General features: G+C 66.1%; 28 protein-coding genes. 19 read left to right on the forward strand and 9 right to left on the reverse strand.

Features of this window, described 5'->3' with window-relative positions; translation table 11 throughout:
- Window positions 1–45: 45 nt before the first annotated feature.
- The 6 genes from ABB55_RS13915 to ABB55_RS13940 form a co-directional block, all read right to left on the reverse strand.
- The gene (locus tag ABB55_RS13915) at window positions 46–477 is read right to left on the reverse strand and encodes a hypothetical protein (RefSeq protein WP_054359337.1); all 432 of its coding nucleotides are present in this window, start codon (window positions 475–477) and stop codon (window positions 46–48) included.
- Complete coding sequence (locus tag ABB55_RS13920) at window positions 474–1,793, reverse strand: recombinase family protein (RefSeq protein WP_054359338.1); 1,320 nt, start codon at window positions 1,791–1,793, stop codon at window positions 474–476. Before ABB55_RS13920 ends, ABB55_RS13915 begins: the two co-directional genes overlap by 4 nt.
- Window positions 1,790–2,242: a DUF2924 domain-containing protein gene (locus ABB55_RS13925; RefSeq protein WP_054359339.1), complete on the reverse strand. Its 453-nt coding sequence runs from the start codon at window positions 2,240–2,242 to the stop codon at window positions 1,790–1,792. The genes ABB55_RS13920 and ABB55_RS13925 overlap by 4 nt, the downstream gene beginning before the upstream one ends.
- A gap of 264 nt (window positions 2,243–2,506) precedes the next feature.
- Window positions 2,507–3,172, reverse strand: coding sequence for a hypothetical protein (locus tag ABB55_RS13930; protein WP_054359340.1), 666 nt, complete (start codon window positions 3,170–3,172; stop codon window positions 2,507–2,509).
- 13 nt (window positions 3,173–3,185) lie between these two features.
- Window positions 3,186–3,467 (reverse strand): helix-turn-helix domain-containing protein, encoded by a 282-nt coding sequence (locus ABB55_RS13935; protein ID WP_054359341.1) that lies wholly within the window; start codon window positions 3,465–3,467, stop codon window positions 3,186–3,188.
- A complete protein-coding gene (locus tag ABB55_RS13940) occupies window positions 3,464–4,186 on the reverse strand; it encodes an ImmA/IrrE family metallo-endopeptidase (RefSeq protein WP_054359342.1) in 723 nt (240 codons plus the stop codon). The genes ABB55_RS13935 and ABB55_RS13940 overlap by 4 nt, the downstream gene beginning before the upstream one ends.
- A 277-nt stretch (window positions 4,187–4,463) precedes the next feature.
- Between ABB55_RS13940 and ABB55_RS13945 the strand changes: the two genes are divergently transcribed.
- From ABB55_RS13945 to ABB55_RS29770, 17 genes are all read left to right on the forward strand, one after another.
- On the forward strand, window positions 4,464–5,000 hold the full coding sequence (locus tag ABB55_RS13945; protein ID WP_152982044.1) for a sigma-70 RNA polymerase sigma factor region 4 domain-containing protein: 537 nt from the start codon (window positions 4,464–4,466) through the stop codon (window positions 4,998–5,000).
- A 104-nt stretch (window positions 5,001–5,104) separates the two neighbouring features.
- Window positions 5,105–5,515 (forward strand): hypothetical protein, encoded by a 411-nt coding sequence (locus ABB55_RS13950; protein WP_083463610.1) that lies wholly within the window; start codon window positions 5,105–5,107, stop codon window positions 5,513–5,515.
- Window positions 5,516–5,527: 12 nt separating this feature from the next.
- Window positions 5,528–6,043: a hypothetical protein gene (locus ABB55_RS13955; protein ID WP_054359345.1), complete on the forward strand. Its 516-nt coding sequence runs from the start codon at window positions 5,528–5,530 to the stop codon at window positions 6,041–6,043.
- A complete protein-coding gene (locus ABB55_RS30385; protein WP_160321236.1) occupies window positions 6,043–6,216 on the forward strand; it encodes a hypothetical protein in 174 nt (57 codons plus the stop codon). Before ABB55_RS13955 ends, ABB55_RS30385 begins: the two co-directional genes overlap by 1 nt.
- Window positions 6,216–7,082, forward strand: a complete 867-nt coding sequence (locus ABB55_RS13960) for an ATP-binding protein (RefSeq protein ID WP_054359346.1) — start codon at window positions 6,216–6,218, stop codon at window positions 7,080–7,082. The genes ABB55_RS30385 and ABB55_RS13960 overlap by 1 nt, the downstream gene beginning before the upstream one ends.
- 5 nt (window positions 7,083–7,087) lie before the next feature.
- Window positions 7,088–7,711: a hypothetical protein gene (locus ABB55_RS13965; protein ID WP_054359347.1), complete on the forward strand. Its 624-nt coding sequence runs from the start codon at window positions 7,088–7,090 to the stop codon at window positions 7,709–7,711.
- 13 nt (window positions 7,712–7,724) lie between these two features.
- A complete protein-coding gene (locus tag ABB55_RS28940; protein ID WP_083463611.1) occupies window positions 7,725–10,436 on the forward strand; it encodes a Hint domain-containing homing endonuclease in 2,712 nt (903 codons plus the stop codon).
- Window positions 10,437–10,652: 216 nt separating this feature from the next.
- Window positions 10,653–10,865, forward strand: a complete 213-nt coding sequence (locus ABB55_RS13980; RefSeq protein ID WP_054359349.1) for a DUF6511 domain-containing protein — start codon at window positions 10,653–10,655, stop codon at window positions 10,863–10,865.
- Window positions 10,865–11,632, forward strand: coding sequence for a hypothetical protein (locus ABB55_RS13985; RefSeq protein ID WP_054359350.1), 768 nt, complete (start codon window positions 10,865–10,867; stop codon window positions 11,630–11,632). Before ABB55_RS13980 ends, ABB55_RS13985 begins: the two co-directional genes overlap by 1 nt.
- Window positions 11,611–13,986: an AAA family ATPase gene (locus ABB55_RS13990; RefSeq protein ID WP_210168254.1), complete on the forward strand. Its 2,376-nt coding sequence runs from the start codon at window positions 11,611–11,613 to the stop codon at window positions 13,984–13,986. Before ABB55_RS13985 ends, ABB55_RS13990 begins: the two co-directional genes overlap by 22 nt.
- 303 nt (window positions 13,987–14,289) lie before the next feature.
- Window positions 14,290–14,844, forward strand: coding sequence for a crossover junction endodeoxyribonuclease RuvC (locus tag ABB55_RS13995; RefSeq protein ID WP_244472036.1), 555 nt, complete (start codon window positions 14,290–14,292; stop codon window positions 14,842–14,844).
- Window positions 14,841–15,059 carry a hypothetical protein gene (locus tag ABB55_RS28945; RefSeq protein WP_083463612.1) on the forward strand — a complete coding sequence of 73 codons (219 nt, stop codon included), beginning with the start codon at window positions 14,841–14,843 and terminating at the stop codon, window positions 15,057–15,059. Before ABB55_RS13995 ends, ABB55_RS28945 begins: the two co-directional genes overlap by 4 nt.
- Window positions 15,056–15,610 carry a hypothetical protein gene (locus tag ABB55_RS14000; RefSeq protein ID WP_054359352.1) on the forward strand — a complete coding sequence of 185 codons (555 nt, stop codon included), beginning with the start codon at window positions 15,056–15,058 and terminating at the stop codon, window positions 15,608–15,610. The genes ABB55_RS28945 and ABB55_RS14000 overlap by 4 nt, the downstream gene beginning before the upstream one ends.
- Window positions 15,611–15,756: 146 nt before the next feature.
- Complete coding sequence (locus ABB55_RS14005; protein WP_054359353.1) at window positions 15,757–16,362, forward strand: hypothetical protein; 606 nt, start codon at window positions 15,757–15,759, stop codon at window positions 16,360–16,362.
- A gap of 533 nt (window positions 16,363–16,895) precedes the next feature.
- On the forward strand, window positions 16,896–18,239 hold the full coding sequence (locus ABB55_RS14010) for a site-specific DNA-methyltransferase (protein WP_054359354.1): 1,344 nt from the start codon (window positions 16,896–16,898) through the stop codon (window positions 18,237–18,239).
- Window positions 18,236–18,451: a DUF7220 family protein gene (locus ABB55_RS14015; RefSeq protein ID WP_054359355.1), complete on the forward strand. Its 216-nt coding sequence runs from the start codon at window positions 18,236–18,238 to the stop codon at window positions 18,449–18,451. Before ABB55_RS14010 ends, ABB55_RS14015 begins: the two co-directional genes overlap by 4 nt.
- 48 nt (window positions 18,452–18,499) lie before the next feature.
- The gene (locus ABB55_RS29770; protein ID WP_152982046.1) at window positions 18,500–18,925 is read left to right on the forward strand and encodes a hypothetical protein; all 426 of its coding nucleotides are present in this window, start codon (window positions 18,500–18,502) and stop codon (window positions 18,923–18,925) included.
- A 59-nt stretch (window positions 18,926–18,984) separates the two neighbouring features.
- On the opposite strand, the gene ABB55_RS14020 is transcribed toward ABB55_RS29770, so the two are convergent.
- A complete protein-coding gene (locus ABB55_RS14020; protein ID WP_054359356.1) occupies window positions 18,985–19,578 on the reverse strand; it encodes a DUF3489 domain-containing protein in 594 nt (197 codons plus the stop codon).
- A 98-nt stretch (window positions 19,579–19,676) separates the two neighbouring features.
- On the reverse strand, window positions 19,677–19,898 hold the full coding sequence (locus tag ABB55_RS14025) for a hypothetical protein (RefSeq protein WP_054362053.1): 222 nt from the start codon (window positions 19,896–19,898) through the stop codon (window positions 19,677–19,679).
- Window positions 19,899–20,014: 116 nt separating this feature from the next.
- On the opposite strand from ABB55_RS14025, the gene ABB55_RS14030 reads away from it, so the two are divergent.
- A complete protein-coding gene (locus ABB55_RS14030) occupies window positions 20,015–20,521 on the forward strand; it encodes a hypothetical protein (protein WP_054359357.1) in 507 nt (168 codons plus the stop codon).
- An 857-nt stretch (window positions 20,522–21,378) separates the two neighbouring features.
- Entirely contained in the window at window positions 21,379–21,729 is a 351-nt protein-coding gene (locus ABB55_RS14035; protein WP_152982047.1) for a hypothetical protein, read from the forward strand.
- Between the two features lie 239 nt (window positions 21,730–21,968).
- On the opposite strand, the gene ABB55_RS30390 is transcribed toward ABB55_RS14035, so the two are convergent.
- Window positions 21,969–22,139: a hypothetical protein gene (locus ABB55_RS30390; RefSeq protein WP_160321237.1), complete on the reverse strand. Its 171-nt coding sequence runs from the start codon at window positions 22,137–22,139 to the stop codon at window positions 21,969–21,971.
- Window position 22,140 lies beyond the last annotated feature (1 nt).

The following is a 22,140-nucleotide window of genomic DNA, read 5'->3' on the forward strand; positions in this document are numbered from 1 at the left end:
AATCCTGTGTGTGCTGTAGAGCCATCTACTGTAAAAATTGATCGTTTAGGCGTCCGGTGAGATTTTCCGTGCCCCTTGGGGGTGCCAAAAAGCGAGCTTCTGCGCTTCCCACTCCACCGGGAACGGTGCCAACAGGTCGTCCAACTGCAAGCCTGCCGGCTGGCGCCCGTCGAGCACCGCCTCGACGATATCGGGCGCGAGCAGCGTGAGACGCAGCAGCCGGCTGACGTAGGACGGATTGATCCGCTCGGCGGCTGCGAGTTCCTCGATCGTCGCGTGAGTGCCGGCTTCGAGCAGCTTCCGCCATCGGAACGCGCGAGCGATCGCCTTGACCAACACGTTGTCGACTTTCGGCCCGGCGGGCGCCCAGCCGCTACCATCCGGAGCGAGGACCAGCTTCCGCCCACCCCGCTTGCGCATCTTGATCGGAATGCTGATCGTGATCGTGTTCGTGCTGGGGTCGAGGATCGCCGTCATGCCGCGACCCTTTCGGTTCCGGTCTGCCGCGCCGCCATGTCCGCAACCACGCTGCCGATGCCGTCGGCCCGGAACCGAACACGGACATCGGCCAGACCGACATCGACCCGGGCCACCAGGAGCTGGACGATGCGGGCCTGTTCGGCGGGGAAGAGTTCATCCCAGAGCGGACCGAACCGGATGAGCGCGTCGCGAACGTCGGCCTCGGCAATTTGCTCGCCGCCGCGTCGTGCGGCTGTCCAAGCAGAGACGATCGCTTCCGGTGATCTCAGGAGGCCGCGCAATTGTGCGATGACGGTGGCCTCGATTTCAGCGGCGGGCAGACGGGTTGACGGAGACGGCGTGGCGGCATTCTTGATGACGCTCTGGCTGACATAGTACCGGTAAAGCCGCCCACCTTTCCGCGTGTGGGTCGGCGACATTGCCCGCCCGTCCGGCCCGAAGATCAGCCCCTTCAGCAACGCCGGCACCTGCGCCCGCGTGTTCGCCGCGCGGGACCGCGGGCTCTCGCCGAGGATGGCGTGGACCTTGGCCCAGAGATCCGGCGTGATGATCGCCGCGTGCTCGCCGGGATAGGCCGTGCCCTTGTGCACGGCGTCGCCGAGATAGACCCGGTTGTTCAGCGTCTTGTAGAGGAACCCCTTGTCGACCGGCCGCCCGCGCTTGGATGTGACGCCCTCGGCGATCAGCGCCCGGGCGAGTGTCGTCGCCGATCCGATGGTGACGAAGCGCTCGAACATCGAGCGGACGATCTCGGCCTCGGCCGGATTGACGACGAGCTTGCGGTCGAGCACGTCGTAGCCGAGCGGCGGGTGGCCGCCCATCCACATGCCCCGCCGGCGGGAGGCAGCGAACTTGTCGCGAATGCGCTCGCCGATCACCTCGCGCTCGAACTGGGCGAAGGACAGCAGGATGTTGAGCGTCAGCCGCCCCATGGAGGTCGTCGTATTGAACGACTGGGTCACCGACACGAAGGTCACGTCATTGCGATCGAAGACCTCGACCAATTTGGCGAAGTCCATCAATGCGCGCGAGAGCCGGTCGATCTTGTAGACCACGACGATGTCGACGAGGCCCTCCTCGATATCGGCTAGGAGCCGTTGCAATGCCGGCCGCTCGAGCGTCCCGCCGGAGATACCGCCGTCGTCGTAGCGGTCGCGGACAAGGATCCACCCTTCAGCCTTCTGGCTGGCAATATAGGCCTCGCAGGCCTCGCGCTGGGCGTCGAGGCTGTTGAACTCCATGTCGAGGCCTTCCTCGCTGGACTTGCGGGTATAGACGGCACAGCGCCGCTTCAGCACCACGGGTTTCGTCATGCTGCCGTCCTCCCCGTCTTTAGGCCGAAGAAGACGAGACCGTTCCAGCGCGTACCCGTGATCGCGCGTGCGATCGCCGAGAGCGACTTGTAGGGTCGGCCCTGGTACTCGAAGTCCTGATCGCGGACCGTGACACAGTGCTCGATGCCCTGGTACTCGCGGATCAGCCGCGTTCCAGAGATCGGCCGATCGTCGGCGCGCTTCTTGCGGACCGCGATCTTGCCGCCGTCGAGCTGTTCGCCGAGCGCCTCGAGGCGCTTGATGGTCGCGGACTTCAGCCCACCGTAGGCTAGCTCCTGGATGCGATAGGCGAGCCGGCTTTCGAGGAAGCGTCGGTTGTAGGGCGGCGGCTCGGCGTTGAAGAGCTTGCGCCATTCGGCCTTCAGGTCCGGTGTGGAAGTGGTCTTCAGGGCCGCGACGCGCGCCAGCACCCCGTCATCCTTCATCATGCCGTTCTCCTTCTGTGGGCGGTTTCATGACGGCATTGGTGGTCGGTGAAGTCGACGGAACTTTCTCCTGTTCGTTCAGATGTTTGGCTTGACTGGCTCATGCGCGATCGCAAGCGCTTCAAGCCAAGAGCGAGGATGTCGGCGACCTCGGCGAGACGCTCGGCAGCGGTCATGCGATCGGGGTGAAGCGCGTTCATGGGGATCCAGCGAGTGGTGGTCTCGCTGGTTATTTACCGGTCGACCTCGCGGTTTTTCCCACGGGGGTCACGCCGACTGGCGCAGGTCGCTGGCGCGCAGCGTGCGCCAGAGCGGCGCGAGCTTCTTCTTGATGGTGCTGTCGTCCGGCGCGCTGCCGGTCATTTCGAACCAGTCGCGCATCTGGCGGACGAGCTCGGCCTGGCTCGCCGGCAGGCCGTCGGCATAGACGGACCGGCAGAGCTCGATCCAGAAGGCGTCCCAGTCGTAGCGCGGCTGCGCACCGCGCTGGATGTTCGCGCCGGATACCGGGGCTTCCTGGTCCTGGACAAGTCCCTGCACACGCTCGAAGCGATCGACCTCTTCCCGCCGCACGACCACTTGATCGCGACCAACGGGAAAGCCGTCCTCGAACCGCGGGTCGTCGATTGCCACGAAGGAGCTATCAGGCGCGTCGAAGCCCGAGATCGTCTGTGCGCCGTCGTGGATCGCGTGCCATGCATCATGCAGGGTCAGGTCTGCCGGACCGGTCAGGCGCCGATACCCCATGGGGATGCGGACATATTCCCCGTTCCCGACCTCGTCGTAGTCTCCGAACATCGTGTTCAGTCCAACCACCAGGGCCGATACCGTGATCTCTCCGGAGAGGGCGAAGTCGGCCAGGTCGTCGATGCTGAGACCCCAGCGGGTGCAGAGTTCGTCGAGCCGGTAGTACGGCTTGCGAATGGTGGCCATGGCGCGCGGGGCCTCACCGTTGGCCGACGGCGCGGAAGCGCCGATAGGCGATCACGACCCGCCCCAATTCTCGCTGCATGTCCGGCGGCAGGCGTTCGGCCCGGATGAAGAGTTCGTCGAGCGTCAACCCGAGGATCGCCGCCGCCCGCTCGATCAGTTCGTCGCGCGGCGGCTTCTCCTTGTCGCGCTCGATGCGTGACCAGTAGGCCGGCGAGCAGCCGATCCGATCGGCGAAGTCGTTGAGGCCGATGTCGAGTTCGATCCGTCGGCCGCGGATCCGTTCTCCAAAACTCATGCGATGCCTCCCTGGACAAGGCCGTAGCTGCCGAGCCGCACGGCGATGAAGCGATCCGACACGCCGAACTCCGTCGCGAGCGCGGCGACGATGCCGGCGACCGCGTCTGGCGCGTTGTCGGCGGCGACCACCGGGCTGCCGGGACGCCCGTGATGCGGCGCGCGCGCCAACTGCAGGCGCTCCTCACGAGCGAGCGCAAGGAGCCGCGTGTGCAGGAGGACCGGCGGGGCGAGCAGCGCGCCCATGAACTCGTTGGCCCGCGCTTCGATCCGCCGGGTCGAGCGGCTCAGCGTCTGGGCGGACTGGATGAACGCCCGATACCGCCGGGCGCCGCGACCGGCTGCCGGGACGTCGAAGAGGACGTGGCCGAGTTCGTGCGCGGCGGTGCTGGCCGCCAGATGCGGACGATGCGCCACCATCCTGCTGTTGATCGACACGAAGGCGGCGCCGGGCATGGCGGGGTCGGTCTCGCAGACGCCGAGAACCTCGTCGCCGGCCTCGTCGTGGACGGGATGGTCGAAGTCCCAGGCGACCGACCAGGACTGACCGTTGATCACCATCACCCGTGCGGCGCCGGCGAGCACGGCCGGCTCGATCGCGCCGCCGCCGTCGACGACCTGCCGACGGACGCGGCCGGCGACGGCTCGGACGGCGGCCGGCGTCAGGGGATGGGGGGCGCGGGTTCGCGCGTCGTGGGGGTACTCGATCGAGATCGGCATGGGATCTGGCCTCGCCGTTGCGTGTTCACTGAATGTCTATGTTCACATTATGTTCCCATCGTCGGAGAGTCCAGCCGGAAGCTGGAAGGGAACGGGATTTCCGCCCCGCGCTTCGCCCCGACGCGGACGAAAGAGCGCTAAGCCATTGGCGTGATTGTGGGGAATAAATCGCCAGCGGCTTCAATTCCCCATTCCGCCCCATTCCGCCTCTTCGCCCCGCCCGACCTCGTGCTTCCATCGTCTGCATCGAAGACGAGCCGGACCCGAGGACGCCACCATGACCGCGCAACAGCTTGTACCGGACCGTAGGCCCGAGGATTGGAGCGCCGCCGAGGTGAGGATCGCGCTGTCGACGGCCCGTCACACGGCGGGCCGTCACGGCCGGCGGATCGGACTGCAGGATGCCGACCAGGAGGATCTGGCCCAGGACATCCTGCTGCAGCTCATCGACAGGAGCCACTGGTACGACCGCGGCCGCGGCGCCTGGTCGACCTTCGCCCGGATCGTCGCCGTCAACGTCGTCACCGGGCACCGACCCGCCCGCGTCGAAGAGGTCGAACTCGGCGACGCGGATGCCGAGGCCCCTGACCCGAAGCCCGACCTCGCGCTCGATCTCGGCGACTTCCACCGGATGCTGCCGGACGATCTGGCGCGGCTCGTCGAACTCGTCGCGCAGCACGGGAGCCTGGCCGATGCCCGGCGCGAGAGCGGCCTGTCGACCTCGTCCTTCTATCGCGCGGTCCACGAGATCCGACTGCGCCTGCGCTGCCACGGGCTCCGACCCCGTGGGAAAGATCGCCGGCCCCGCCGGTAAATAACAGCAGAGACCCAGGCGTCGCGGTCCGGCGCCGATCCGAACACCCAGTCCCGTTCAATCCGCGCCGGCGCCCGCGCCTGCCGATGGAGGAGGTTTGCCCAATGATGCCTCGACGGTTTCATCCTCGTCCCCTTGCAGAACTCGATCTCGCTCCCTTCGCCATTCCGCTCGACGTGACGGGCTTCTGTGACTGGCTCGCCGAGGCCGAGGCGGGTGCGGCGATCGCCTACTACCGTGGCCATCTCGTCTTCGACCGCCTGCCGGAGAAGAGCAGCCTGACCGACCAGCAGCGCCAGGCTTTGGTGGCGGTCGCCGACCGGGTGATGAGCGCGGCGGCCAACGGCTTCTGCTTTCCCGTCCAGCGCCGGCTCGGCCCGAACGACTGGCTCTACATCGCGGTCCGCGCTTCGCCGCTGCGGTCGGCGCCGAGACCAGCGCTGCGCATCCCCGGGCCATTCGCTGCCGCCGCCAACGACGCCTTCCCGTCCCCCACCTCCCTCGTCGCTGCCTGAGGAGTCCTGCCGATGCTCTCCATCGCCGTCCTGACCGACCACATCCGCGATCTCGACGTCGCCGCCGTCGCCGCGCTGACCACGCCGGAACTCGCCTGCATCGCCGACGACCTCGCCGAGCAGAAGGCCTCGCTCGGGCTGATCGAGGACAAGCTGCGCGCCGCGCTCGATCAGAAGTACGGCGCCCGCGCCGCCCAGCGCCGGGCCGAGGAGGCCAAGGACACCGGCACCGTCAGGTTCGACGACAACGGCTTCGTCGTCGTCGCCGAACTGCCGAAGCGGGTGAAGTGGGACCAGGCCAAGCTCCGCCATGCCGCCGAGATCATCCGGGCGAGTTGGGGCGACGATCCGGCCGAGTACATCAAGACCAGGCTGGAGGTGTCGGAGGCGGCCTACGCCAACTGGCCGAAGCCGCTGAGGGACCTGTTTCTCCCGGCCCGGACGGTGGAGACCGGCAAGCCCAGCTACCGCATCGAGACCGCCGGCGAGGCCGCGCGATCCGTCTCGCTCGGGCGGGAGGCCGCGTGATGGCGAACCCGACCGACACGCTTCGCCCTGCCGCCGCTCCGACACCGCCACGCCTCCGGGTCGACGGAGCCGGCGGGGTCGGCAAGACCACCTTCACGGTCGGCGACCCCGGCTGCCGCATCGAGACGACGGCGTCCAAGCGCGCCGTCTCGCCTGCACGGAGGCCTTCGTGATGGCGCTCCCGATCATCACCGCCGACCAGCGGCTCGCCGAGCCGCGCGGCGTCAAGGGCTGCATCTTCGGCAAGAGCGGCATCGGCAAGACCTCGCTGCTCCTATCCCTCGATCCCACCTCGACGCTGTTCATCGATCTGGAAGCCGGCGACCTCGCCATCGAGGGCTGGCCGGGCGACACGCTGCGGCCGCGCACTTGGGGCGAATGTCGGGATCTCGCCGTCTATATCGGCGGGCCCAATCCGGCGCTCCGCTCCGACCAGCCCTACAGCGAGGCGCATTTCGCGGCGGTCGCCGAGCAGTTTGGCGATCCGGCCGTGCTCGATCGCTACGAGACGATCTTCGTCGACTCCATCACCGTCGCCGGCCGGCTCTGCTTCCAGTGGTGCCGCGGCCAGCCCGAGGCTTTCTCCGACAAGACCGGCAAGCCCGACATTCGCGGCGCCTACGGCCTGCACAGCCGCGAGATGATCGCCTGGCTGACCCACCTGCAGCACACCCGGGCGAAGAACGTCTGGTTCGTCGGGATCCTCGACGAGAAGCTCGACGACTTCAATCGGCGCGTCTTCTCGCCCCAGATCGACGGCTCGAAGACCGGCCTGGAGCTTCCCGGCATCGTCGACGAGGTCGTCAGCATGGTCGAGCTGAAGGCCGACGACGGGGCGTCCTATCGGGCCTTCGTCTGCCAGACGCTGAACCCGCAGGGGTTTCCCGCCAAGGACCGCAGCGGCCGGCTCGACATGGTCGAGGAGCCGCATCTCGGCCGGCTGATGGCGAAGATCCGATCCGGCCCGCGCCGGACGCTCCCGATCACGCCTGCCCTCGATCCCAACCAGTCCCCGAACGATCTCAGCGAAGGAGCCTGACGCTCATGCCGGCCTGGAACGACTTCAACGACGCCAAGAGCAATAGCAACATCATCCCGAAGGGCACGCTCGCCAAGGTGCGGCTGTCGATCCGCCCCGGCGGCTTCAATGATCCGAGCCAGGGCTGGACCGGCGGCTATGCCACACGTGCCGCGACCGGCGCCGTCTATCTCAACGGCGAGTTCACGGTGCTCGAAGGGCCCTACATCAGGCGCAAGATCTTCACGCTCATCGGATTGCACAGTCCCAAGGGTCCCGACTGGGGCAACATGGGCCGGAGCTTCATCCGCAGCATGCTGAACTCCGCCCGCGGCATCTCCGACAAGGACAATTCCCCGGAAGCGCAGGCCGCGCGGCGCATCGGCGGCTTCGCTGATGTCGACGGGCTGGAGTTCGTCGCCCGCATCGATCTCGGCACCGATGCCAACGGCGACGAGAAGAACGAGATCCGCAGCGCCGTCATGCCGGACCACAAGGAGTATGGCGCGCTGATGGGCGCCACCATGGCGATGCATTTGCCCGCGGCCGCACCGGGTGGCTCGGCGCCGCCGGCCCCGGCTCCCGGCCCCGCGGCGGCTCGGCCCGCCACGGCCCCCACCAGCGTCACGCGCCCGTCCTGGGCGCGGTGAGGGAGGGCGACCGATGCTGCTCCGGCCGCGACAGAAGCTGTTTGTCGAGCGCAGCGTGAAGGCGCTCGGCGAACACGGCAACACGATCGGCGTGGCTCCGACCGGATGCCATGCCCCCGGCACACCCATTCTGATGTTCGACGGCTCCGTCCGATCAGTCGAGACGATCGCTGTGGGCGACATCCTAATGGGACCGGGCACCACACCTCGCCGAGTCCTCAGTCTTCATCGTGGGCGCGACGAGATGGTTGAGATCCGGCCCATCAAGGGTGACTCCTTCGTCGTCAACCTCGGCCACATCCTGACCCTGGTCAGGACCGAGGACGGGCCCCGACCACGATGCCGTGACCGCGGCGGCGAACTGATCGACATCCCGGTCAGCGAGTGGATGGCGGCATCGGACACGTTCCGCCACCTGCACAAGCTCCTCCGCGTCCCGACGGATTTCCCGGAGCGGGCAGCGCCTGTGCTCGATCCCTATTTTCTCGGCATCCTCATCGGAGACGGCTCGCTCCGGCATTCGGTCTCCGTCACCACACCGGACATCGAGATCGTCGACGCGATCTATCGCTTCGCCGAGGCCGAGGGATTGCGGGTCCGCTGCGTCCGGCTCGCAGACAACAATGCCAACACCTATCACCTCCTCGACGATCGCAGCGATCACAACGCGCTGGTCGACCAACTGCGCCACCTTGGCCTTTTTGGAAAGCTCTCGGGCCAGAAGTTCATTCCCGACGAGTACCGGCTCGGGTCGCGCGAGGTGCGATTGGCGATGCTCGCCGGTCTCATCGACACCGACGGCCATCTGATGACCCGCGGCTGCTTCGAATACTGCAGCAAGTCGCACCGGCTGGCCGAGGATTTCGTGTTCGTCGCGCGAAGCGTGGGCCTGCTGGCGACGATGCGCGAGAAGGAGGTCAATGGCGAGATTTACCTTCGGGTCCACGTCTCTGGCGATCTCGATCGCATCCCGACCCGGGTTCTTCGCAAGCAGGCACCGCCGCGGCGGCAGAAGAAGAACGTCCTGCGAACCGGCTTCACCGTCCATCCAGTCGGCGTCGGAGATTTCTTCGGTTTCACGGTCGACGGCGATCATCGCTACTTGCTGGGCGACTTCACCATCACCCACAATTCCGGCAAGACGCTCATGCTCTCCGCCGTCGCCGGCGAGATCGTCGGTGGCAGCGACGCGAAGGCCTGCGTGCTGGCGCATCGCGACGAACTGACCGCGCAGAACCGGGCGAAGTTCGCCCGGATCAACCCCGCCATCCCGACATCGGTCGTCGATGCCGGGCAAAAATCCTGGGACGGCCAGGTCACCTTCGCCATGGTGCCGACGCTCGCCCGCCCAGCCAATCTCGATGCGATGCCAGGGCTCGACCTCCTGGTCATCGACGAGGCCCATCACGCTGTCGCCGACAGTTACCGGCGCATCATCGATCGCGCTGTCGAACTCAACCCGATGGTCCGCCTCTTCGGCGTGACCGCCACGCCCAACCGCGGCGACCGAAAGGGTTTGCGGGCGGTCTTCTCCAATGTCGCCGATCAGATCCGCATCGGCGAGCTGATCGGCGCCGGTCATCTCATCCGACCGCGCACCTTCGTCATCGACGTCGGCGTCCAGAACGACCTCCAGACGGTGCGCCGGACTGCGGCCGACTTCGATATGGCCGAGGTCGACGCCATCATGAACCGATCCCCGGTGACCGATGAAGTCGTCCGGCATTGGCGCGAGAAGGCGGGCGACCGCCAGACCGTCGTCTTCTGCTCGACGGTCGATCATGCCGAGAACGTCGCCGACGCCTTCAGGGCCGCCGGTGTCGCCGCGGGCGTCGTGCACGGCGATCTCGACGACATCGCGCGGCGCGAGACGCTCGCCGCCTACGGCTTGGGCGAACTTCAGGTCGTCGTCAACGTCGCCGTATTGACAGAGGGCTGGGACCACCCGCCGACGTCATGTGTCGTGCTGCTTCGACCCAGTTCCTACAAGTCGACCATGATCCAGATGGTGGGCCGCGGGCTCAGAACCGTCGATCCGCGGGAATACCCCGGCTTGGTCAAGTCGGACTGCATCGTCCTCGACTTCGGGACATCGACCCTGCTGCACGGGTCGCTCGAGCAAGACGTCGATCTCGACGGCCGCGAGCCCGACGGCGAGGCGCCGATCAAGAAATGCCCGTCCTGCGAGGCGGTCGTACCGCTCGGGGTGACCGAGTGCCCGCTCTGCGGTCACGTCTGGACCGCGAACGATGTCGACACCATTCCAGGCGTTCCGCTCGGCGACTTCATCATGAGCGAGATCGACCTCCTGGAGCGATCGAGCTTCGAGTGGTCCGATCTCTTCGGCGATGCCACGGCTCTGGTCGCCAACGGCTTTCATGCCTGGGCGGGGACCTTCGTCCTGAACGGACGCTGGTACGGGGTCGGCGGCCTGCAGCGCAGGCAGCCTCATCTGATCGCCGCCGGTGAGCGCGCCGTCTGTCTCGCTGCCGCCGACGACTGGCTCAACGCCAACGAGACCGTCGAGAGCGCCCACAAGTCACGAAGCTGGCTGCGCCAGCCACCAACCGAGCGCCAGCTCGCCTTCCTGCCCGCCACCTATCGCTCGGACTACGGGCTGACCCGCTACCGGGCCTCGGCTCTGCTGACCTTCACCTTCAACCAATCGGCCATCCGGTCCCTGATATTCGGCGCCGATGCAGCAGGCGAACGGAGCGCAGCATGACGAGGACCGAACTTGTCATCGACCTCGACCGATCCCGCTTCGCTGCGTCTCGCGCGCTGGCATCCCCGTTTCACGCTCTGCGCCGTCTGTCGTCGACCGGCGGTCGGCTTCGGCTGGCGCGAGCCGTGGGCCTCGAGCCGGCCGCGCCCGCGGGCGTGGTTCTGCTCGATGACCTGTCAGGGCTTCTATACGCGCTTGGCCCGGAGGTCCTCCGCCATGGTTGACCTGACCGAGCCGGAACGCGCCGCCGTCGCCGCAACCCTCAGGCCCGTGGCCGAGATCATGGAGGAGATCGGCTGGGAGACCCGGCTGATCGACCTTTCCGAGCCGCAGGTTCTGACCCTGATCGAAGTTGCTGTCAGCGGCTTCCAGCACGCCCTGGCCACCATGGCCGCGGCCGCCGAGGCGAGCGCGGAGGTGCCGTTCTGATGCTCGATTTCAACCATCGCCCCAAGGTCGCCGACCGCGTCAACGCAGCCGTCGATGCCGCCCTCGTCACCGAGAACGCGGCTCAGCCCCGGCGCGAATATCTTGGTGGCTCACGGCTCGGGCACCCTTGCGAGCGCGCCCTGCAGTTCGAGTTCGCCGGCGCGCCGAAGGACGAAGGCGCGGGGTTCACCGGCCAGACGCTGCGCATCTTCGCCATCGGCCACGCGCTCGAAGACCTCGCCATCCGCTGGCTGCGCGCGGCCGGCTTCGATCTCTACACCCGCCGTGGCAACTACCCCGACGGTGAGCAGTTCGGCTTCTCCATCGCCCGCGGCCGCATCCGCGGCCATGTCGACGGCATCATCGCCGCCGGGCCGGAGCCCATGAAGCTCGGCGTTCCCGCGCTGTGGGAATGCAAAACCATGAACGCCCGGAATTGGCGCGAGACGGTCGCCAAGGGCGTGACCATCTCGAAGCCGGTCTATGCCGCCCAGGTCGCCCTCTACCAGGCCTACATGGAGCCGGCGGTCCCCGGCATCTCCGAGAACCCGGCGCTCTTCACCGCCATCAACAAGGACACTGCCGAGCTCCACCACGAGTGCGTCGCCTTCGACGCCGGTCTTGCCCAGCGCATGAGCGACCGCGCCGTCCGCATCCTGCAGGCGACCGACGCCGGCGAGCTTCTGCCGCGCATCGCCCGCGAACCCGACTTCCACGAATGCCGCCTGTGCCCTTGGGCCCAGCGTTGCTGGAGGCTTGCTGCATGAATGACGATCAGATCGAGGTCCCGACTGAGGAGGCACCGGCCGCGCCCGCCGGCGAACTCGTCCACTTCAATCCCTGGCGCGACTTCAACGACGCGCCGCTCATCGTTGACCCGTTCGGCGTCGAGCCGGACCGCGAGCAGATCGAGATCTTCCTCGATGTCGTGTTCGGCTACTGCGAGGGGTTGATCCCGATCCGCGGCTTCGTCGACAAGGGCCAGGGCTTCAACGGCAAGCCGCACAACATCTGGATCGAGGCCGACGGCACGAGCCTCGACAAGCTCGCAACCTTCGCGGCCTGGGCCTGGCGCGAGAGCGTCGCCGTCTACGTGATCCCCGGCACCGTCGCCGAACAGGGGCATGCCCGGGCGGCCGAGGTCCTGCAGATGCAGACCGTGGTGGTCGATCTCGACGCTGGAGACGTCGGCGCCAAGCTCACCCATCTCGTCCATCATCTCGGCGACCCCACCCTCATCGTGGAGAGCGGCGGGCGCACCGACCGTGGCCTCGACAAGCTGCATGTCTGGTGGAAGCTGTCCGAGCCGGCGTCTGGCGACGACCTGAAGCGGCTCTGCCGCCTTCGCGCCGATATCGCCATCAAGGTCGGCGGCGACACCCATTTTCATTCCGCTCATCAGCCGATCCGGGTCGCCGGCTCCGTCTACCACAAGAACGGCTTTCAGCGCGTCGTTCGCATCCGCGAGCACAATAGGATCGAGGTCCATCTCGACGACCTCGCCGAGCGTGTCGCCGCCATGCCGGCGCTCTCGGATGGCGGGCGGGAATTGCCGGACCCGTCGCGGCCGAAGCCGCCGATCGACGCGGTCCTGAACACGCCGGTCCACGAGGGCGGCCAGGATGCCTGGACCCGCTTCGAGGGCGCCAGCGCCGCGATCGGCCACTACATCCGCCGCGTCCACGCCGGCGAGATGACGCCCGACGACGGCTGGGAGGCGATCTGCCAATACAACGCCGCCCTGCTGCGGCCGGCCTGGCCGCTGGAGCGGCTCCGGCAGGAAGCGGAACGGCTCTGGCGCCGGCACCTCGACCGCAACGGGCCGGCGCTGATCCGGGCCGAGGCGCCGCCGCGGCCGACTCTGCCGGTGTTCTCGCTCGGAGCACTCCTCGACGACCACTCGCCGATGCCTGAGGACATCATCGCACCGCGCGTGCTCACCCCAGGCGGTATGCTGGTGCTCGGCGGCGCGCCCAAGGTCGGCAAGAGCGACCTTCTGATCCACCTGCTCGTCCACATGGCCGCCGGCCGGCCATTCCTCGGCTTCACGCCGCCGCGGCCTCTCCGGGTGTTCTACCTGCAGGCCGAGATCCAGTACCACTACCTGCGCGAACGTCTGCAAGCGATCCGGCTCGACGCGGCCGTCATGGCGGCGGCGCGCGATAACCTCGTCGCCACGCCAAAACTGCGGCTGCTGCTCGACGAGCAGGGCGTGGCGCTTGCCGCCGACGCCGTCCGTGAGGCCTTTCCCGACAACCCGCCCGACATCCTCTGCATCGATCCCATCCGCAACCTGTTCGATGGCGGCCCGGACGGCGGCAGCGAAAACGACAACGCCGCCATGATGTTCTTCCTGACCGAGCGGGTGGAACGGATGCGCGAGGCCGTAGCGCCCGACAGCGGCATCGTTCTCGTCCACCACACTAAGAAAATGAACCGCAAGCTCGTCGCCGAGGATCCGTTCCAGGCGCTCTCCGGCGCCAGCGCGCTCCGCGGCTTCTACACCACCGGGCTGCTGCTGCATCGGCCCGACGAGGAGGACCTCACCCGCCGGCTGGAGATCGAGCTCAGGAACGGTCCGGCGCTTAAGCCCAAGCTGGTCGACAAGGCCGACGGCGCCTGGGTCGAGCTGAACCCGCTCAATGAGCGGCTCGTTAGGAAGGAGGCTGGTGCAAAACTCGACGCCGAGCGACTCAGGAAGCACGACGTCATCCTCGGCATGCTGCTCGATGAGGCGGCCGAGCAACGCCTCTACACCACCATGCAATTCGCCGAGAAATTCGAGAACAAGGTTGGGCTCGGCAGCAAACATACAATCCGGGAACGGCTGAGTGTCCTGGCAACCAAAGGATTCATCAAGTTCCTGCGCGATCCTTCGCGATTCGGGTATCCGATCACCCGATCTCGGTTTGGCTATCTGTGCGTGCAAGGCATGACATTTGGGCCGGGCTCGGAGCACCACAACCCGCTCACCGGCGAGATCACCGAGGGCGCCATTCCGGTCTCGCCGAGCCACTTTAAGTGCCCGCAGTCGGGCCTCTGCCTGGAGGTCGAAAACCCGGAGATCTGGGTCTATCCGCAGGGCTCCGAACCCGACCCACTTCATATGAGTGCGGCCTAACCCATATGAGCGCGCACCACCCGAACCTAGCAAAGTCAAAGGGTTACGGCAGAACAAGTGTTAGGTCGGCAAATCATGTCCGAACTGATCCTCACTCATAATGTGCGAGTACATTCAATGAATTGAGGGACCAGGAACAGTTAGGTGTGAAACCCCCATACTACGTATGGGAGGGCCATCCCCCAGGATTGGCCATCCTCCCATACGTGGTGACAGCGAACTCAAGTGCGAATTGATCGGACGACGGCAGCCAGTACCGCCAAGCACAGGGCTGCCGCCGTCCTCCACCACCACCGACCCCCGATGACGGAGACCAGCATGGCTTCGAAGACTCTGACCTTGCCCACCGCCAGCGCAAGGCCGGCCGCGGCACAAATCGTCGATCACGCCGATGGCCCGATCCTGGCCCTCGACCTCGGCACTACGACCGGCTGGGCCTTGCGCACCCCCGATGGCCACATCGCCAGCGGCACCGTGTCGTTCCGCCCGAGCCGCTACGACGGCGGCGGCATGCGCTACCTGCGCTTCAAGGCTTGGCTCGACCAGATCGAAGCCCAGGCCCGTGGGATCTCGGCGGTCCATTTCGAAGAGGTGCGTCGGCACGCCGGGACCGATGCCGCCCACATCTACGGAGGCTTCCTCGCCACCCTGACCGCCTGGTGCGAGACGCACACGATCGCCTACCAGGGTGTCCCGGTCGGCACGATCAAACGGCATATCACCGGCAAGGGCAACGCCGACAAGGCCGCCGTCACCGCGGCGGTGCGCGCTCATGGCTTTGTCCCGGCCGACGACAACGAGGCGGACGCCATTGCCATCCTGATCTGGGCGACCGAGACCGAGGGAGGCGTGCGATGACCCGGCCCCTCCCCGGCGGTCCCCGCGAGCCGCGCTGCGCGCTCGGGCGAATGGTCCCGACCACCGCCGGGGCCGAGCCGATCAAGACCGCCAGTTGGCACGACCACCGGCTCCTGGTGGTCGCGCTCGATGATCCGCGGCTCGGCTGGGCCGACCGCGAACTCGTCCGCACGATCGGCGAGAAGCTCTACGGCACGCGGGAGGCAAGGCGATGAGCGCAAAGTCGAAGCGGAAGGCCCGCGCTACCATCGACCGGCCCGCCAAGCCCTCAACTCGGCTCACGACCCGCGAAGTCGTCGAGATCGATCCGGACGGCGTCCGGGTCGTCCACCACCGCGTGGTCGACACGCTCGGCCGCATGTTCGAGGCCGGCACGATCGATGCCGACATGCTGAGCGCCGCCCGCGACTTCCAGGCCGCCTTCACGGTCGCGAGCTTCGATCGCATGCCGTCGGCATCGCTCGTTCTCGTCCACGCGCCCGGCACAGGCGTCGGCTCCATGAGCGATCGTCAGATCGGCGCGCGCGAGCATGTGTTCCGGGCGCTTGACGCGCTCGGTGGCATGGGCTCGCCAGCCGGCTCCTGCGTCTGGCACGTGGTCGGGCTGCAATCGTCGCTCAGGGAGTGGTCGATGCGTCAGGGCTGGGGTGGACGGGCCGTCCGGCATGAGGCGGCGCAGGGGATCCTGGTGGCCGCGCTCGGGGTGTTGGCGAGCCGGTCGCGTGGCAACAGCCGAATGAGCGCTACGATGGAGCAGAACCGCTAGCTGAAACAATGCCTTGACGGAAAACGACAAGGGCACTTCAGTTTCCGTCTTGCAGCCTCTCCGACGTAACTCTAGGATTCTCCCATGGTCCGGAAGTGGGTCACGACACCTCCGGACCATCCCCTCACCAAGCCCATGAGCATCGGATGGCCGCTTCGATCGTCGTCACCTACGACGGGCGCGGCGTCGCCAGCATGTTGTCCGCGGCGACGCTGCTCGCCTCGCCCGACCGGCTCGGACGCGCGCTGCACGACAGCGTGCGCGCCGCCGGCGACAAGACCCGGACGGTGGTTCGCAAGAGCCTGCACCAGCAGATGGGCACGAAGCGCTACGGCACGATCGTCGCCGCGACCCGCTCATTCATCCCCGGCCCGATGACCTACGTGATCGAAGGCCGCGGCAAGGGGCTGCCGATCATCGAGTTCCCCGTCCGCGGGAGCCGTGCAAAGGGCCGGACCTGGCGCGACCAGCCTCGCGACGCAGCCGGCCGGTTCGGGCCGCTGCCGCCGTCCGACATCGGCTTCGTCACCGCGCGGCCCTGGCGCGTGGCGCACAACTTCAAGCGCTCGTTCGTCGCCGCGGACGGAACCTACAAGGCCCGTCTGCCGGGCTCGACGCGGACGCGAAAGCTGTTCGGCCCGTCGGTCGCCAAGGAGATCGTCAAGGTCGCGACCCTTACCGCGTTCGAGGCGACCGCGCCGCGCGAGATGGACCTGCAAATCGGGAAGCGACTGGCGCGCATCTTGCCGTAATGCATGTCCGAACAGTCGCTTAGCCGAAATGGACACGCCCCGATCCGTTTCTGGCTTGCGGACTTTCCATCGTAACTCTAGGATTCATTCATGGCAGGAAAGTGCGTCTGAAGACGCCATGACGGCCCGAGAATCCCCAGCCTCAATACTTCCGATCTCGCTCTCCGGGGCGGGTTCTCTTTTGTCAGCACCATCGAGGTGATCCCCGAGCCCAAGCCCCGCGCGGCTCCCGCGCTGACGCACGATCGTCACGGTCCCGTAGCTGCAGAGCGCGGGTACAGCGTCTGGTAGAGACCTTGGGTCCTTACGGCACCCCCTTGCCCGCGGGGGCGCGCGCAGCCCGAGAATCCGCTAGCGGCTCCTATGGGTTTGGGTTGGAAACGGTTGGAAATGGCCGATAGGTCTCTCTAAGTCTCTGATCTCACTTGCGGCACCGAATCCAACCCAGATTTTGGGTTGGAGCCGTTTGGGTTGGAAATGGCCGATTTGGGTTGGAACCCTGCAGACCCGCCGCTGTCGCCGAGGACCCTACCATGTCTGACCTGCAGATCGCGTATCGGCCGGTCGGCTCGCTGCTCCCCTACGCCCGCAACGCCCGCACCCATTCCGACGAGCAGGTCGCACAGATCGCGGCTTCGATCCGAGAGTTCGGCTGGACCAACCCGATCCTGATCGACGACGACGGCGGCATCATCGCCGGGCACGGCCGGCTTCTGGCGGCCCGCCAACTCGGCATGGCCGAGGTGCCGACCATCACGCTCGCCGGCTTGTCCGAGACGCAGAAGCGCGCGCTGGTCATCGCCGACAACAAGCTGGCGCTGAACGCCGGCTGGGACGACGAGCTGCTCGCCGTCGAACTGCAGGCGCTGATCGACGAGGGTTTCGAGGCCGCCGTCACCGGCTTCTCCGAAGCCGAGATCAACGAGCTGATCGCCGCCGCCACAGCGACCGAGACCGGCCACACCGACGAGGACGCCATCCCGGAGGCGCCGAAGACGCCGGTCACCCGGCGCGGCGACCTCTGGCTCCTTGGCGCGCATCGGCTTCTGTGCGGCGATTCCACCGACGCGGCCGACGTGACCAGGGTCATGGCCGGCCAGCGCGCCGCCCTGTTCGCGACCGATCCGCCCTATCTCGTCGACTACGACGGCACCAACCACCCGACCAAGAAGGGCGCGACGCCCAAGGCGAAGAAGATCGCCAACAAGGATTGGTCGGAGGAATACATCGAGCAGAAACACTGGGACGACTCGTCCCAGGGGCCGCAGTTCTACGAGGCCTTCATGGCGACCGCGATCGAGCATGCGATCGCCGAGGACGCCGCCTGGTACTGCTGGCACGCCTCCCGGCGCCAGGCCATGCTGGAGGCCTGCTGGACTAAGTTCGAGGTGCTGCACCACCAGCAGATCATCTGGGCGAAGAGCCGCCCGGTGCTGACGCGGTCGGTGCTTCTCTGGGCGCACGAGCCGTGCCTGTTCGGCTGGCGCAAGGCCAAGAAGCCGCGGATCAACCGCGAGGGCTTCGAGAACTGGCCGACGACGGTCTGGTCGATCCCGTCGAGCGAGATCGAGACGCGCGAGCATCCGACGTCGAAGCCGGTCCGCATCTTCACGGTGCCCATGGAACTGCACACCGCACCGGGCGAGGTCTGTTACGAGCCCTTCTCCGGCTCGGGCTCGCAGCTGATCGCCGGGGAGAAGACCGGCCGACGGGTTTTTGGGCTCGAACTCTCGGAGACCTTCTGCGACGTAATCGTCAGCCGCTGGCAGGCGTTCACGGGGAAGACAGTCACGCTTGACGGGGATGGCCGGACGTTCGACGCGGTCAAGGCAGAGCGCCTGAATGAGGCGCCGCCCGAGACAAGGAGCGCGGCATGAGGCAATCGCGGACCATGTCGCTGGTCGAGGCCGTCGCCAACGTCCTGGTCGGCTACTGGCTCGCGGTCCTGACCCAGATTGTCGTCTTTCCGTGGTTCCACCTTCCGGCGCGGCTCAACGATGCCTTGGGCCTCAGCGCCATCTTCACGATCATCAGTTTGGCAAGGGCCTATCTGATGCGGCGCCTTTTCGAGCGACTCTGCCGAAGTTGACCGCCGCACTCCCTTGCTGGGCCGCGGTGCGGCGGGCAACCTTGCCGCATGCCGCGACCGCCCGCCGAGCCTGAACATCCGCCGAGCGCCCCGGCTCCGCCGACCGCGTCAGGAGACGCTCCGCCGGTTCGTCCGCGCATCGGCGTCGCGCTGCTGCCCGACGACCTTGACGGTGCGATGCAGGCTCTCGACGACGAGGCGTTCCAACGCCTGAGCGAAGCGGTCGCGCGGGAAGCGCAACGCCGGATGCCGAGCCATGCCCCAGGACAATCGACGGAGACGCAGCCTGCGTCCTCAGCCGTATCTGAAGGTTCGACGACTTACCGTCGCAAGGTGCCCACGGTCGAAGGCCTCACGCCCGCGAAGGCGCGGCTGATCCGCGCGGCCGCCAAGGCCGGCCTCAAACCGAATGCCATCGTCAAGGAGTTCGGCGTGACCATCGCCATGGTGCGCGCCGCGCTCGCCGAGCCGTGAAAGGCAAAGCGCCGCCCGGTCGGGGCGGCGCCGTCGATGGGATCGGCTGGAGACGTAGGTCAGGCCTTGCGGTCGATCAGACGATACACGCGACCCCTCTCGGCCTCCTTCTCGGACGTGAGATCAAGCCCGAGCTTCTTCTTCAGCGCGCCTGCAAGAAAGCCTCTCGCCGTATGCGCCCTCCATCCAGTCGCCTCGACGATCTCGGCGATGGCGGCGCCGGCGGGCGCCTTCAGCATGGTGATGAGCTTCGCCTGCTTGGTCCCGGTGCGGGACTTGCGGACCGGCGCGCCGTTGGCACCTGTGGGCGCGACCGGCGCTTCGGGCTCGGGCGTCGTGACCGGAACGGCGACATCGCCCCCGCCGCCTGCCTGTAGCGCAGCGTCCGGCGAGGTGACAGGCTCGATGCCGAGGACCGCGAGGCCGTCATTCGTGAGGATCAGCCTCGTCTCGCGACCGTCGTCCATGCGCCGCCAGACCGGTTCGTCCTCGACCGCTTCGACTTCCACCACCAGTCCGCTGGTCAGGAGCACGTGCAGCACCTTCGGGATGGCCCCTCCCTTCAGATGATTGGGCATCGGCAGGAGGTTAAGCGAACTCCGTTGCGACGCGGAACTGAGAACCAGAAGCTGGGTGTCGGTGAGTTTGGCCATGTCGGTCTCCCGTCGTCTGGGCGCCACGACCATCGCGGCGCCGCTACGGGTGCGAGCCCCGCAAGGGGGCGGGGCCGTCAGGATGTTGGAGCCCTTGCTCAGTCGGCATATTCGCCTTCGTGGAAGGCATTGTCGGTGATGCGCTTCAGGAGGGCGGCGTAGTCTTCGAGCGATCCGACATGGCCCCAGGTGACGTCGTCGGGCGAGACCTGGAAGTGATCTTCGCTGAGCGCGACGATCCGCTGAAGCATCGCGTCGATCTGTTGCTTCTTGGCCAGGAAGGCGGCCAGGGCCCTGGTGTTGTCCTTGCGCTTCAGCATCGTCATGTCCTCCGGTCGTGACGGAGTAATGCGTTCTATTTGACCGAAGCCAAGGCAAATGATCGAAGTCGTCGATCACATCACCCCATGATCTGAGGCCGATCGCGAGGACATCGATGGGTCTCTCGATCGGTGACTTCGCCAAGCGTGTCGGCGTCAGCCACGAAGCGATCCGGAAGGGCATCAAGTCCGGCCGCGTGGTGCTGTCGTCCGACGGCACGATCGACGAGATGACCCAGGTCGAGCGCTGGCACGCGACGCGCGACCCAAGCAAAGTCCGCGGTGGCCGGCCGATGACGGCGTCAACGCCGGAGGCCTCGGCGTCCGCTGTAGCCAAGTTCGACCAGTTGAAGACCGCCGAGAAGGCGTTGCAGGTCCAGCTGCTGCAGGAAGAGCTGCGGCAGGTGAAGGCCGAGACGGTCAACCGCGACGAAGTTCGGCGCAGCCTGACCGCCTTCGCCCGCCTTATCCGCGACAAGTGGGTCAACTTCCCCAACCGCTACGGCCAGCAGATCGCCGCGGAGGTCGGCTGCGAACCTAAGAGCTTGATGGCGAGCCTGGATCGGTTCGTCCGCCTGCAACTCGACGAGATCGCCAACGCCAAGCCGACACTGCCAGACTGATTTCGTTATGATCGATGGGAGTTCGAGCCTTTCCAAAAATGGCATGGCCGCTGACGCCTGGGAGCGTGCAGCGGCCAAGGTTCGTTGGAGGAAGCCTTAGATCAGCCACCGGCGGCCGAGAAACCGCCGTACCCTCTCGGATTTCGATCTAATTTGATCTTATCAATCCAGTGTTGAAAAAAAAGAATAAATTCAGCTATTGAGGATGATGCGCTCGATATCGGCTATATAGCCTAATTTGAGGATTATTACTCTCTAACCACCCGTCCTCACGCGCCGCATCCTTACGAGAGCCTCAGACAAGCCAGGAGGCACCCCTTTGATCCGGCGGTCGTTTTTCAAGATGATGGTCGGGATGAGCGCAGCCGAGGCGAACTGCGCGTTCATCCGGGACCCGGATCAGCACAGCCTATGCTTTGGACGGTGTAGTTTCATCCGCGACGCCGATCTTCGGTACACTTTCAACGGCCGCTGGGCCCTTCATCCGGGGGAACGATATGCGGCAGATGTGCCTGGCGCGACGCCGTTGACCCTAGGAGGGCAGCCGACCGCTCAGAGCCAGACCCGAAAGGTCATTGCACCCGGCAAGGTAGTGTAATTCGCCGATACCGAGACCATCTGAGTGGTGATTTGGAATGTGGACGGTGGAGCAGCGGGCGATCCATCGGCGGGAGGGAAGAGAGGGTTCCGCCAAACCGGACAAATTTTCAATGTTTACCGAAGGCTGGAAGATCAGAGAGTCTGTCGAAAAACACTGCAGATTGTTCGGAGTGAGGCGTTTCAGTGAGTAGTAACCCTCCTTTTCGGATTATATTTTTTATACATTTATAATTCAAAGATAAATTTGCGGTCGAATCATGGCTGATTACGATTTAAAGGATATGCTAGGGCTGGTGGAGCAGGTCAAGCGCTTCATCCTTACATTCAATCGACTGCGCGCTACTCATGGATTGGAGTTTGACGACATTCTGATTGTGTTGGCGGTCGTCGAAATCAATTATAGATATAAGGTTCTTTACCCTGCACCCGCGCAAGCCGTCGCAGCGTTCATTCAGATGCCCTATCAGACCACGCGTCGCCGGCTTGCTGTGCTGACCAAAGCAGGACACCTCCATCGGAGCGAAAGCGGCGGCTACATCGTCGCCGACATCAACTTGCCGAAAGAACTACTCCGTGCCTTCCGCCAGGAACCCGACATTCAGACGTAAGCCTCTGCTATCGACTTCGATAATAGATAATCTCTGGTCGTAGTCGAGGCATCCTCAGGGGTCTTGGGGCGCTCCGCGATGGTGTGCTTGTTGCGTGCCATATTCTCGAAGAGCAGGCCACCTGCTTTCGACGGATCGAAGGCAGTCGAACCAACAGGGAACACATGGAGCGCGCCTCTCGATCAGGGTCGGCTTGAGGCCAACGAAGGCAAACGACGTTCATTTGGAAGCGCGCCGCCTCACCAGTTTGAGGCGACGAACAGCGCAAAGATCGGAAGCCACACGGCGATCGAGAGGAGAAAGACAAGGAGCGTCAGGAACCGATCTGTCGGAGTGCGCGGCGACTTGTCGATGATGGCTTCGACTTCGTCGAGATCGGGAGGTGCGTCGTCGATCAGGTGCCGGCGCACG

It is taken from the genome of Prosthecodimorpha hirschii (assembly GCF_001305515.1).
Lineage (GTDB): Bacteria > Pseudomonadota > Alphaproteobacteria > Rhizobiales > Ancalomicrobiaceae > Prosthecodimorpha > Prosthecodimorpha hirschii.

Bases quoted from the DNA above. Each gene is read 5' to 3' on its own strand.
- ABB55_RS13915 (WP_054359337.1), bottom strand. From the start codon at position 477: ATGACGGCGATCCTCGACCCCAGCACGAACACGATCACGATCAGCATT.
- ABB55_RS13920 (WP_054359338.1), bottom strand. From the start codon at position 1,793: ATGACGAAACCCGTGGTGCTGAAGCGGCGCTGTGCCGTCTATACCCGC.
- ABB55_RS13925 (WP_054359339.1), bottom strand. From the start codon at position 2,242: ATGATGAAGGATGACGGGGTGCTGGCGCGCGTCGCGGCCCTGAAGACC.
- ABB55_RS13930 (WP_054359340.1), bottom strand. From the start codon at position 3,172: ATGGCCACCATTCGCAAGCCGTACTACCGGCTCGACGAACTCTGCACC.
- ABB55_RS13935 (WP_054359341.1), bottom strand. From the start codon at position 3,467: ATGAGTTTTGGAGAACGGATCCGCGGCCGACGGATCGAACTCGACATC.
- ABB55_RS13940 (WP_054359342.1), bottom strand. From the start codon at position 4,186: ATGCCGATCTCGATCGAGTACCCCCACGACGCGCGAACCCGCGCCCCC.
- ABB55_RS13945 (WP_152982044.1), top strand. From the start codon at position 4,464: ATGACCGCGCAACAGCTTGTACCGGACCGTAGGCCCGAGGATTGGAGC.
- ABB55_RS13950 (WP_083463610.1), top strand. From the start codon at position 5,105: ATGATGCCTCGACGGTTTCATCCTCGTCCCCTTGCAGAACTCGATCTC.
- ABB55_RS13955 (WP_054359345.1), top strand. From the start codon at position 5,528: ATGCTCTCCATCGCCGTCCTGACCGACCACATCCGCGATCTCGACGTC.
- ABB55_RS30385 (WP_160321236.1), top strand. From the start codon at position 6,043: ATGGCGAACCCGACCGACACGCTTCGCCCTGCCGCCGCTCCGACACCG.
- ABB55_RS13960 (WP_054359346.1), top strand. From the start codon at position 6,216: ATGGCGCTCCCGATCATCACCGCCGACCAGCGGCTCGCCGAGCCGCGC.
- ABB55_RS13965 (WP_054359347.1), top strand. From the start codon at position 7,088: ATGCCGGCCTGGAACGACTTCAACGACGCCAAGAGCAATAGCAACATC.
- ABB55_RS28940 (WP_083463611.1), top strand. From the start codon at position 7,725: ATGCTGCTCCGGCCGCGACAGAAGCTGTTTGTCGAGCGCAGCGTGAAG.
- ABB55_RS13980 (WP_054359349.1), top strand. From the start codon at position 10,653: ATGGTTGACCTGACCGAGCCGGAACGCGCCGCCGTCGCCGCAACCCTC.
- ABB55_RS13985 (WP_054359350.1), top strand. From the start codon at position 10,865: ATGCTCGATTTCAACCATCGCCCCAAGGTCGCCGACCGCGTCAACGCA.
- ABB55_RS13995 (WP_244472036.1), top strand. From the start codon at position 14,290: ATGACGGAGACCAGCATGGCTTCGAAGACTCTGACCTTGCCCACCGCC.
- ABB55_RS28945 (WP_083463612.1), top strand. From the start codon at position 14,841: ATGACCCGGCCCCTCCCCGGCGGTCCCCGCGAGCCGCGCTGCGCGCTC.
- ABB55_RS14000 (WP_054359352.1), top strand. From the start codon at position 15,056: ATGAGCGCAAAGTCGAAGCGGAAGGCCCGCGCTACCATCGACCGGCCC.
- ABB55_RS14005 (WP_054359353.1), top strand. From the start codon at position 15,757: ATGGCCGCTTCGATCGTCGTCACCTACGACGGGCGCGGCGTCGCCAGC.
- ABB55_RS14010 (WP_054359354.1), top strand. From the start codon at position 16,896: ATGTCTGACCTGCAGATCGCGTATCGGCCGGTCGGCTCGCTGCTCCCC.
- ABB55_RS14015 (WP_054359355.1), top strand. From the start codon at position 18,236: ATGAGGCAATCGCGGACCATGTCGCTGGTCGAGGCCGTCGCCAACGTC.
- ABB55_RS29770 (WP_152982046.1), top strand. From the start codon at position 18,500: ATGCCGCGACCGCCCGCCGAGCCTGAACATCCGCCGAGCGCCCCGGCT.
- ABB55_RS14020 (WP_054359356.1), bottom strand. From the start codon at position 19,578: ATGGCCAAACTCACCGACACCCAGCTTCTGGTTCTCAGTTCCGCGTCG.
- ABB55_RS14025 (WP_054362053.1), bottom strand. From the start codon at position 19,898: ATGCTGAAGCGCAAGGACAACACCAGGGCCCTGGCCGCCTTCCTGGCC.
- ABB55_RS14030 (WP_054359357.1), top strand. From the start codon at position 20,015: ATGGGTCTCTCGATCGGTGACTTCGCCAAGCGTGTCGGCGTCAGCCAC.
- ABB55_RS14035 (WP_152982047.1), top strand. From the start codon at position 21,379: ATGGCTGATTACGATTTAAAGGATATGCTAGGGCTGGTGGAGCAGGTC.